The sequence below is a fragment of the Polaribacter sp. OB-PA-B3 genome (assembly GCF_054589375.1).
The window spans coordinates 303,273-313,876 of record NZ_BAAIIX010000004.1 but is presented as its reverse complement, the minus strand read 5'-3'; the positions used below and the strand labels follow the sequence as shown (position 1 = coordinate 313,876).

6 protein-coding genes are annotated in these 10,604 nt (G+C 32.0%); all 6 read right to left on the bottom strand.

Annotated elements, in window-relative coordinates:
- Positions 1-132: 132 nt before the first annotated feature.
- The 6 genes from ACYPV9_RS10090 to ACYPV9_RS10065 all read right to left on the bottom strand — a co-directional run bounded on the left by ACYPV9_RS10090 (position 133) and on the right by ACYPV9_RS10065 (position 10,602).
- Entirely contained in the window at positions 133-1,056 is a 924-nt protein-coding gene (locus ACYPV9_RS10090) for a DNA topoisomerase IB (protein ID WP_459743433.1), read from the bottom strand.
- Positions 1,057-1,404: 348 nt separating this feature from the next.
- A complete protein-coding gene (locus ACYPV9_RS10085) occupies positions 1,405-2,868 on the bottom strand; it encodes a glutamate synthase subunit beta (protein ID WP_459743428.1) in 1,464 nt (487 codons plus the stop codon).
- A gap of 4 nt (positions 2,869-2,872) precedes the next feature.
- Positions 2,873-7,384, bottom strand: coding sequence for a glutamate synthase large subunit (gltB, locus tag ACYPV9_RS10080; RefSeq protein ID WP_459743426.1), 4,512 nt, complete (start codon positions 7,382-7,384; stop codon positions 2,873-2,875).
- A 215-nt stretch (positions 7,385-7,599) separates the two neighbouring features.
- Positions 7,600-8,838, bottom strand: a complete 1,239-nt coding sequence (locus ACYPV9_RS10075; protein WP_299065923.1) for an ammonium transporter — start codon at positions 8,836-8,838, stop codon at positions 7,600-7,602.
- A 20-nt stretch (positions 8,839-8,858) separates the two neighbouring features.
- Entirely contained in the window at positions 8,859-9,197 is a 339-nt protein-coding gene (locus tag ACYPV9_RS10070) for a P-II family nitrogen regulator (RefSeq protein WP_299065927.1), read from the bottom strand.
- A gap of 112 nt (positions 9,198-9,309) precedes the next feature.
- Complete coding sequence (locus tag ACYPV9_RS10065) at positions 9,310-10,602, bottom strand: ammonium transporter (protein WP_299065930.1); 1,293 nt, start codon at positions 10,600-10,602, stop codon at positions 9,310-9,312.
- Between the last annotated feature and the right edge of the window lie 2 nt (positions 10,603-10,604).

The window sequence follows — 10,604 nt, the reverse complement described above, 5'->3', positions numbered from 1 at the left end:
AGAGTAGGTCGCCGCCTTTCTTAATTCTGATCTCAGAATTCTATAAACCTCATATCAATACGATATGAGGTTTTTTTATGGACATAATATAACTTGCAAAATCGAAATTAGAAACTGTTTTTTTATGAAGGATTAATTCAACTTCTTTTTTAGCATACATAAAACACCGAGTTCTTCACGTGATAAATTCCTATGATCTTCTAATAAATGATTAATTTCATTTTTAAAGAATTTTATTGTTTTTCCGTGAGTATATTCTTTAATAATTCTTCGGTCTATGTATGAACTTCTTGCTACTGAGGGTGTATTTCCTAAATGCTCGCTGACTTTTATTATTGCATTTTTGATGTTCTTATCTAATGTTTTTTGATCTTTTTTATCAATTGCACCAATTTCATTTAAGGTAATTGCAGCTATTACAGTTCCTGACCAAGTTCTAAAGTCTTTTGCAGAAAATTCGTTTCCCATAATTTGTTTAATATATTCATTTAGATGTTCACTTTTTACATCATGTTTATTGCCATTTTCATCTATATATTTGAATATTTCATAACCAGGGATATCATCAATTGTTTTTACTATTTTAGCTAATTTTTCATCTACTATATTTCTTTTTTGTTCTTTTCCAGACTTCCCAATATAATTAAAAATTAACTCTTTTCCTTGCATAGTTAAATGTTTGCTTCTCATGGTTGTTAAACCATATGAATTATTTTTTTTGGTATAATAATCACTGCCAGGTCTAAAATAAGCAGCTTCTAATAAGCGAACCATACAAGCATGCACTTTATCTTTACATAATTTTTGTTTACGTAAATGTTGACCCGTTACACGTCTCATATATTCTAATTTATCTGCGAAATCTAAAATTCTATCAAATTTTTTTTGCTCTTGTTTTGCTCTAAATTTTGGGTTATATATGTATTGTTTTCTGTTTTTATCATCTCTACCAGTAACTAGAATTTTATCAGATTTTTTTGATGAAATTTTAACATTAGTCCAAGCTGGTGGAATAACCAAAGATCTAAACCAATCTTTTAGTTTTTTATTTCTTATAGTTTGATTTTTCTCATCAATGTGGTAAAACCTTTGCCGTGTTTTTTTCTATAATACATTGTTTTTCTTTTGATTTACTAAATTAGTTAATAATTAAAATCCATTTAGAAAAATTATTAACCCAAATGAAATAGTATACCAAATTTAATTAACTGTATTATGAAGTTTATTCATTATTGATTTTGTCTGTTTGATTCTCTTATAATCAAAAATTTTACTTTTATTCAATTTACTTGAAAAATGTAATAATTGTTTGTTTTTATAATTATTAAATAGATTATTTAAAAAAAAACTGCTTGTAAAATTATTTACAAACAGTTCTTTATTTAAGAAAATCTAAATTTTAAATTACATCGCAACTAAGTCACCTGTAATATCTTTTGATGGCAATTCAGATTTACCCATTAAGTAAAGATCAACTTGTCTTGCTGCTTCTCTACCTTCTGATATAGCCCAAACTATTAATGATTGGCCTCTACGCATATCGCCAGCTACAAATACATGAGGTAGGTTTGTTTGGTACTTACCGTATTCGGCTTTATAGTTAGACCTATTATCTTTTATAATACCTAACTTATCAGCTAAAGTGCTTTCTGGTCCAGTAAAACCAAGTGCTAATAATGCTAAATCACATGGCCAAGTTTTTTCTGTTCCTGAGATTTCTATCAATTCTGGTCTTTGTCCAGGAATCATCTTCCATTCTACATTTATGGTTTTAAGTGCTATTAATTTACCATTTTTATCTTTAATAAATTCCTTGGTATTTATTAACCAATTACGCTCAACACCCTCTTGATGTGAAGATGAAGTTTTTAATTGTAATGGCCAAAATGGCCAAGGGGTTGTTGGAGATCTATGCCCAGGAGGTTTAGGCATTATTTCAAAATTAACTACAGATTTTGCTCCTTGACGATTTGATGTTCCAATACAGTCAGAACCAGTATCTCCACCACCGATAACTATAACATTTTTATCCGTAGCTAAAACTTGATTTTTTACTTTTTTACCAAAAACAACTTTAGTTTGCTGTGTTAAAAAATCCATTGCTTGTACAACACCATCAGCATCTATACCAGGTGTTGGTAAACTTCTTCTTTCTGTAGCACCACCGCATAATACAATACTATCAAATTCTTTTAATTCTGCAACATCGTAATTTACACCAACATTTATATTTGTTTTAAATATGATTCCTTCTGCCTCTAAAATTTTAACTCTTCTGTCAATAATTCCTTTTTCCATTTTAAAATTAGGAATTCCATATCTTAATAAACCACCAACTTCATCATCTCTTTCAAAAACGGTTACATTATGACCTGCTCTATTTAATTGTTGTGCTGCTGCTAAACCAGCAGGTCCAGATCCTATAACAGCAACACTTTTCCCTGTTCTGTTTTTTGGTGGTTGTGGCTTTATCCATCCTTCTTTAAAAGCCCTTTCAACAATATTTTTTTCTATATTTTCTATAGAAATGGGATCTTCTATAATTCCTAATACACAAGCTTTTTCACATGGTGCAGGACATAATCGACCTGTAAACTCAGGAAAGTTGTTTGTTGAATGCAATATCCAAGATGCTTTTTTCCATTCTCCTTGATGAACCATATGGTTAAAGTCTGGAATTAAATTGCCTAATGGGCAACCACTATGACAGAAAGGTATACCACAATCCATACATCGAGAACCTTGCTTGGTAATTTCTTCTTCAGATAAAGGAACTGTAAATTCTTTATAATTTTTTATACGATCTTTTACAGATGTATATTTTTCATCTTGTCTTTCAAATTCTTTAAATCCTGTTACTTTTCCCATGACATTACGCTATTGTTAATTCTTCAAACATTGGTTCTTCTGTTTCTAAACGTTCTAATGCACGCTTATATTCAGTTGGCATTACTTTTACAAAGTTTTGCAAACTCATAGACCAATCTGCTAATAAATCAGAACCTTTTTTACTGTTAGTATACAGTACATGTTTTTCTATTAGTGACTTTAATCCAACTTGATCTTCTTCAGAAAGAGTTTCAAACTCAATCGTTTCTGTATTACAAAGTCCGTTTATAAATTTTTTCTTAGGATCATATACGTAAGCTATTCCACCACTCATACCAGCCGCAAAATTTCTACCAGTTTTACCAAGTACAACAACTTTACCACCTGTCATGTATTCACAACAATGATCGCCAACACCTTCAACTACAGCCGTTGCACCAGAGTTACGTACAGCAAATCTTTCACCTGCAATACCATTAATATAGGCTTGTCCTGCGACAGCACCAAACATACAAACGTTACCTACTATAATATTATTTTCTGCTAAAAAGTCTGCTTTTTCTGGTTTTTTAACGATTAATTTAGCTCCGGATAAACCTTTTCCTAAATAATCATTTGTATTTCCATCTAAGGTGAAAGTTAAACCATGGGCACCAAATGCTCCAAAACTTTGACCTGCAGAACCAGTAAAGTTTATATTAAGCGTATCTTCGGGTAAACCTAAATGTCCGTATATTTTTGAAATTTCGTTACTAACAATTGCGCCTACTGTTCTATTGGTATTTTTAATAGGATAAAATAAATTCATTTTTTCCTTTCTATATAATGCTCTATGAGAATCCTTAAGAATTGTAAAATCTAAAACATTTTCTAAATTATGATCTTGTTTTTCAGTATTTTTAACTACCATACTTTTATAAGCTGATGGCCTGTGTAAAATACTTGATAAATCTAATCCTTTAGCTTTGTAATGTTTTATAGCTCTATTTGCATTTATTTTATGAGTTTGCCCAACCATTTCAGCTAATGTTCTAAAACCTAATTGTGCCATGATTCCTCTTAATTCTTCTGCTATATAATAAAAGAAATTAATTACGTGTTCTGGTGTACCCTTAAAGTTTTTTCTTAATTCTTTATCTTGGGTTGCAATACCCACAGGGCATGTGTTAAGATGACATTTACGCATCATTATACAACCAGAAGCAACTAAAGGGGCTGTAGCAAATCCAAATTCTTCTGCACCTAATAATGCAGCAATGGCAACATCTCTACCAGTTTTTAATTGACCATCACACTCAACAACAATTCTACTTCTTAAATCATTTAAAACTAATGTTTGTTGTGCTTCAGCTAAACCTAGTTCCCAAGGTAAACCGGCATGTTTTAAAGATGTAAGAGGTGAAGCACCTGTACCACCATCATAACCAGATATTAAAACTACGTCTGCTTTAGCCTTAGCTACACCTGCAGCAATAGTACCTACACCAACTTCTGAAACTAATTTTACATTAATTCTAGCCTCACGATTTGCATTTTTTAAATCGAATATTAATTGTGCTAGATCTTCAATTGAATAAATGTCGTGATGTGGCGGCGGTGAAATTAATCCTACAAAGGGAGTTGAATTTCTAGCAGAGGCAATCCAAGGTAATACTTTTTCACCTGGTAATTGACCACCTTCTCCTGGTTTAGCACCTTGTGCCATTTTAATTTGTATCTCTTTAGCATTTGTTAAATAATGAGAGGTTACCCCAAATCTACCAGATGCAACTTGTTTGATAGCAGAATTCCTACTATCACCGTTTATATCTTTTTGAAAACGCTTTCTATCTTCACCACCTTCACCAGAATTCGACTTACCACCAATTCTATTCATGGCAATAGCTAAATTTTCATGTGCTTCTCTAGAAATTGATCCGTAAGACATTGCACCTGTTTTAAAACGTTTTACAATTTCTGTCCAAGGTTCCACTTCTTCTAAAGGAATAGGATCTAAGTTGTCAAATTCAAATAAACCTCTAATTGTCATCAAACTTTCAGACTGTTCATTTATTGCGTTTGCATAAACATTATAACTAGCTTGATCACTTAATCTTACAGCTTGCTGAAGTTTAGAAACTGTTGTAGGGTTAAATAAATGTCTTTCTCCGTTTCTTCTCCATCGATAATCACCACCAACATTTAAACCTAAATTTTTATCAATTTGATTATCTGGATATGCTTGTTTGTAACGTTGGTCTATTTCTTTTTCTATTTCATATAATCCAATTCCTTCAATTCTAGAAGCTGTATATGGAAAATATTTTTCTACAAATTGAGAATTAAAACCTACAATTTCAAAAATTTGAGAACCTCTATAAGAATGTAATGTAGAGATTCCTATTTTATTCATCACTTTTAAAATCCCTTTTCCAATTGCTTTGTTGAAGTTGTCTACAGCTTTTTGCTCATCCATACCGGTTATAAAACCTTCTTTAACTTGCATTCTGATAATTTCGTTAACCATATATGGGTTAACTGCACTTGCACCATAACCAAATAACGTGGCAAAATGATGTGGTTCTCTAGGTTCTGCAGATTCTATAATTATATCAAAATAAGATCTTTTTCTTAAACGATTTAATTGATGGTTTACATAAGAACAAGCTAATAATGCTGGTATTGGAGCAAATTCTTGATTAACACCTCTATCTGATAAAATTATAATATTACTCTTATTATCTAAAGCTTTTTCTACTTGCTTAACAATATTATCTAAAGCATCTTCTAATCCATTTAAACCTTGAGCTTTCGAATATAAAATTTGAATTGTTTCAGCTTTAAAACTTTCGATTTCTATGGATCTAATTTTTTCTAAATCGGCATTAGAAATTACAGGGTTTTGTATTCTTAATTTTCTACATTGTCTTTCTGTAATGCTAAAAATATTTCTATCTTTTCCTAAATTTAAACTAATGTCTGTTACAATATTTTCTCTAATTCCGTCTAAAGGCGGATTTGTAACTTGTGCAAATAATTGTTTAAAGTAATTAGAAATTAACTGAGGTCTATCTGATAAAACAGCTAAAGGAGTATCTATTCCCATAGAACCTAATGCTTCTTTACCAACAATTGCCATTGGTGTAATTACCTCTTGAATATCTTCGAAAGTGTAGTTAAATAAACGTTGGCGTGTTTTAATATCAATTGTTTCAATAGGACAAGTTTCGTTTGTGTATGGAACATCCTTTAAATGTAAACGAGTTTTATCTAACCATTCTTGGTAGGGTCTTTCAGAAACAATTTTACTTTTTATTTCTTTATCTTGAATTATTCTACCCTCGTTCATGTCTACTAAAAACATCTTGCCAGGTTCTAATCTACCATGTTCTTTTATGTCTTCTGGGGCAACATCTACTACACCAATTTCTGATGACATTATCAATTTACCGCTCTTAGTAACTGTATATCTAGAAGGTCTTAATCCGTTTCTGTCTAACAGAGCACCAATATAATCTCCGTCTGTAAAAGGTACAGAAGCAGGACCATCCCATGGTTCCATAATACAACCATTATATTCATAAAACGCTTTACGTTCTTTAGACATTGTAGCATGTTTTTCCCATGCCTCTGGTATCATCATCATCATAATCTCTGGTAATGATCTACCTGTATGTGTTAATAATTCTACAACCATATCCATAGATGCAGAATCTGATTTTCCTGGAAGTATAATTGGAAAAAGTTTATCTATTTGCGGGCCAAAAACATCACTCTTCATGATTTCTTCACGTACACGCATTCTACTTACATTTCCTCTTAAGGTATTAATCTCTCCGTTTTGACACATGTGTCTAAATGGCTGAGCAAGCTCCCAAGTTGGCATTGTGTTTGTAGAAAAACGTTGATGTACTAAAGCTAATCTAGTTACTAAATCTATTTCTTGTAAATCTTTATAATAAGGCCCAATATCTTCGGGCATAATTATACCTTTATATATTATAGTAGTTATAGATAAACTAGGAACGTAAAAATAATTACTTTCAGATATTTTAGATTTTCTAATTGTATGTTCTGCAATTTTTCTTGCAGCGTATAATTTTGCTTTAAATGTAGCTTCGTCAATATCTTCTGTTTTACCAATAAATAGTTGTTCTATGTTAGGTTCTGATGCTAATGCAATTTCACCTAATTGAGAAGAATCTACAGGAACTTCTCGCCAACCTAAAACAGATAGACCTTGATTAAAAATTTCGGTTTCAAAAGTTTTTTTACAATAATTGTATTGATTTGATACTTTTGGAAGAAATACCATACCAACAGCATATTCTCTTTGATTTGGTAACGGAAAATTACAAACTCTATTAAAGTAATCGTGCGGAATATCTATCAATAAACCCGCTCCATCACCTGTTTTTCCATCGGAACTAACACCACCTCTATGCTCTAGTTTTACTAGGATTTCTAGTGCGTCGTGTATGATTTGATTTGTTCTTTGACCATTTAAATTACAGATAAAACCAGCACCGCAATTTTCATGTTCAAACTCTGGTAAGTATAACCCTTGTTTCTCCATATCGTATTCAATTATATTGGCTAATTTATATTTTTTATTAAGAAAAATTTAACCTTTTATGGGTTTTAATATAATTTTTATGATGAAAGCAAAAAAGTGATGAAAATAATTTAATAATAATAATTTAATCTTTTTATATTGTGAAATCGTTAAAAAACGAAAAAACCCGCAATTTTTTTAAAATTGCAGGTAAAAAATTGTGTATTTTTTAAAGGTTAATGTTCGTTCAATCTAAAATCTGGGTATGCATCCATACCATGTTCATGAGCATCTAAACCTTCTAATTCTTCCTTTTCATTTACTCTTATTCCCATTGTTTTCTTTAAAGTGAAAATAATTACAAAAGAAGTTAATAAACAAAAAACAGCATAAGCTCCAATACCTATTAATTGACTAATAAATTGAGATCCGCTTGCTAATTCTCCAAAAATTCCTACGGCAAGAGTACCCCAAATTCCGCATATTAAATGAACTGCTATTGCCCCAACAGGGTCATCTAATTTTAATTTATCTATTAAGCTGACAGCAAATACAATTAGAACACCAGCTATTGCCCCAATATATATTGCATCCATCGGAGACATAACATCTGCACCAGCTGTAATTGCTACCAAACCTCCTAAAATTCCGTTTAGAAACATTGTTAAATCTAAATTTTTAAATAAAATGGTAGAAGTAATTGCAGATAAAACACCTCCAGCGGCTGCAGCTAAGCAAGTTGTAACTAAAGTTAATGATGTTAAGCTAGGATCTGCAGATAATACAGAGCCACCATTAAAACCAAACCAACCTAACCAAAGAATTAAAACGCCGGCTGTAGCAATAGGAATGTTGTGACCAGGTATAGCTTGTATTTTACCATTTTTGAATTTTCCTATTCTTGCACCTAAAAGACAGACAGCAACTAAAGCAGCCCAACCACCAACAGAGTGTACTAAAGTAGAACCAGCAAAATCATAAAAAGGTGTGTCTAATTGGTCTAAAAAACCGCCTCCCCATTTCCAAGAACCAGCAATTGGGTAAACAAAACCTACATATAATATTGTAAAAATCATAAAAGGTAAAATTTTCATTCTTTCTGCTACAGCTCCAGAAACAATTGTAGCAGCAGTTGCAGCAAACATTCCTTGAAACAAAAAGTCTGTCCAATAAGTATAACCTTCGTTATATGTTAAATCTAAAACACCATCTTTTAAAGGAGCAGAAATACCAAATATAAAATCACCTAAATATCCAGATGAATTTGCAGCCCAAGTTGGGTACATTAAATTAAAACCTACCAAAGCATAGAGTAGTAATCCTACTGTTATTATAAAAATATTTTTAAATAAGATGTTTATTGTGTTTTTCTGTCTAGTTAATCCAATCTCAAGAAACGCAAATCCTAAGTGCATAAAGAAAACTAGTGCTGTACAGATCATCATCCATACATTATTTATTGTTAATAATTCCATGATATAAAAAATGTTCTGTTTTAGTTTAGTGTTTTTCCTCCTTTTTCTCCTGTTCTTATTCTGTAGGCCTCACTTATGTCGCTTACAAAAACTTTACCATCACCAACATCACCTGTAGATGCAGCTTTAATTATAGTTTTAATTGTTACTTCTTCAAATTCATTATTTACTACTATAGATAAATATCTTCTTTGAATGTCACTTGTACTATAGCTTACACCTCTATAAACATGGCCTTCTTTTTCGTTACCTAAACCGGTAACATCCCAATAAGAGAAAAAATTAACACCAACATCATGCAATGCTTCTTTTACTGCGCTAAATTTTGATTTTCTAATAATTGCTTCTATTTTCTTCATTTTAAATATTTAGTTAATTGTGCTTAAAAATGTTTTTTCGTAGAAAAATCACACAACCCTAAAGTTGTGTGATTTTATATATAATTGATTTAAAATTTTATATAGATAACTGCTATTTATCTTCATCAAAATCTCTAACTCTCTTACCTGGATAAGCAATAGAACCGTGCTCTGAAATATCTAAACCTTCAATTTCCACTTCTTTAGATACTCTTAATCCCATTGTAGCTTTTAATATTGCTAATACAATAAATGATAAGACAGTTGCCCAAGCAGCATAAGCTAAAACTCCGATAGCTTGCACTCCTAATTGAGAAGCACCACCACCATTAAATAATCCAATTGCAGTATCGCCATCTACACCCCAAAGACCTATAACTAAAGTTCCCCAAGCCCCAGCAACACCGTGTACAGAAGCTGCACCAATTGCATCGTCAATTTTTAATTTCTTTTCTATAAATTCAATTGAAAAGACTACAATGATACCTCCAATAAGACCTGCTAATACAGCACCGCCTGCAGTCATGTTACCACATCCGGCAGTAATACTTACTAAACCAGCTAAAGAACCATTAAGGGTTTGTGCTAAATTTGGTTTTCCGTACCAGATCCAAGTTGTAATTAAAGCTCCTAAACCACCTGCTGCTGCAGATAAATTTGTAATTAATACTACGTTCGAAGCACCAACAGCATCTGCGCCACCCCATGCTAATTGAGATCCACCGTTAAAACCGAACCAACCAAACCAAAGGATAAAAACACCTAAAGTTGCTAAAACTTGATTGTGACCAGGAATAGGTAAAACCTTTCCGTTCACATATTTTCCTATTCTAGGACCTACCATAAATGCAGCTACTAAAGCAGCCCAACCACCTACAGAGTGTACAATTGATGAACCAGCAAAATCAATAAAGCCCATTTCTGTTAACCAACCGCTACCTTGCCATTGCCATCCACCAGATATAGGATAGATTACTGCTGTCATCACAAGAGAGAAAATGATATACGTAGAGTATTTTGTTCTACCTGCTATTGCTCCAGATACAATTGTTGCAGTAGTTGCAGCAAACATTGTTTGAAAGAATAAATCTGCTCCTTCACCTTGAAATAATCCGCTCCAGAAAAACCATCCGTTAGATGTGTCTCCGTACATTAAAGAGTAACCTACTAACCAGAATGTTAAAGAACCTACACAAATGTCTAATAGATTTTTCATTGCGATGTTTACCGCGTTTTTAGATCTTGTCATTCCAGATTCTACCAATGTAAAACCAGCTTGCATCAAGAATACTAAAATACCTGCAATCAGCATCCAAAGCATTCCCATATCTCCATTAATCTGTTCAACAGCTTGCGCTACTTCAGACGCTGGAGTGTCTTGTAATAATGTTAAAAATAAACTCATTT

What these genes read in the sequence shown, in the direction of transcription:
- ACYPV9_RS10085 (WP_459743428.1), bottom strand. Translation starts at nt 2,868, where the DNA reads ATGGGAAAAGTAACAGGATTTAAAGAATTTGAAAGACAAGATGAAAAA.
- gltB (WP_459743426.1), bottom strand. Translation starts at nt 7,384, where the DNA reads ATGGAGAAACAAGGGTTATACTTACCAGAGTTTGAACATGAAAATTGC.
- ACYPV9_RS10075 (WP_299065923.1), bottom strand. Translation starts at nt 8,838, where the DNA reads ATGGAATTATTAACAATAAATAATGTATGGATGATGATCTGTACAGCA.
- ACYPV9_RS10070 (WP_299065927.1), bottom strand. Translation starts at nt 9,197, where the DNA reads ATGAAGAAAATAGAAGCAATTATTAGAAAATCAAAATTTAGCGCAGTA.
- ACYPV9_RS10065 (WP_299065930.1), bottom strand. Translation starts at nt 10,602, where the DNA reads ATGAGTTTATTTTTAACATTATTACAAGACACTCCAGCGTCTGAAGTA.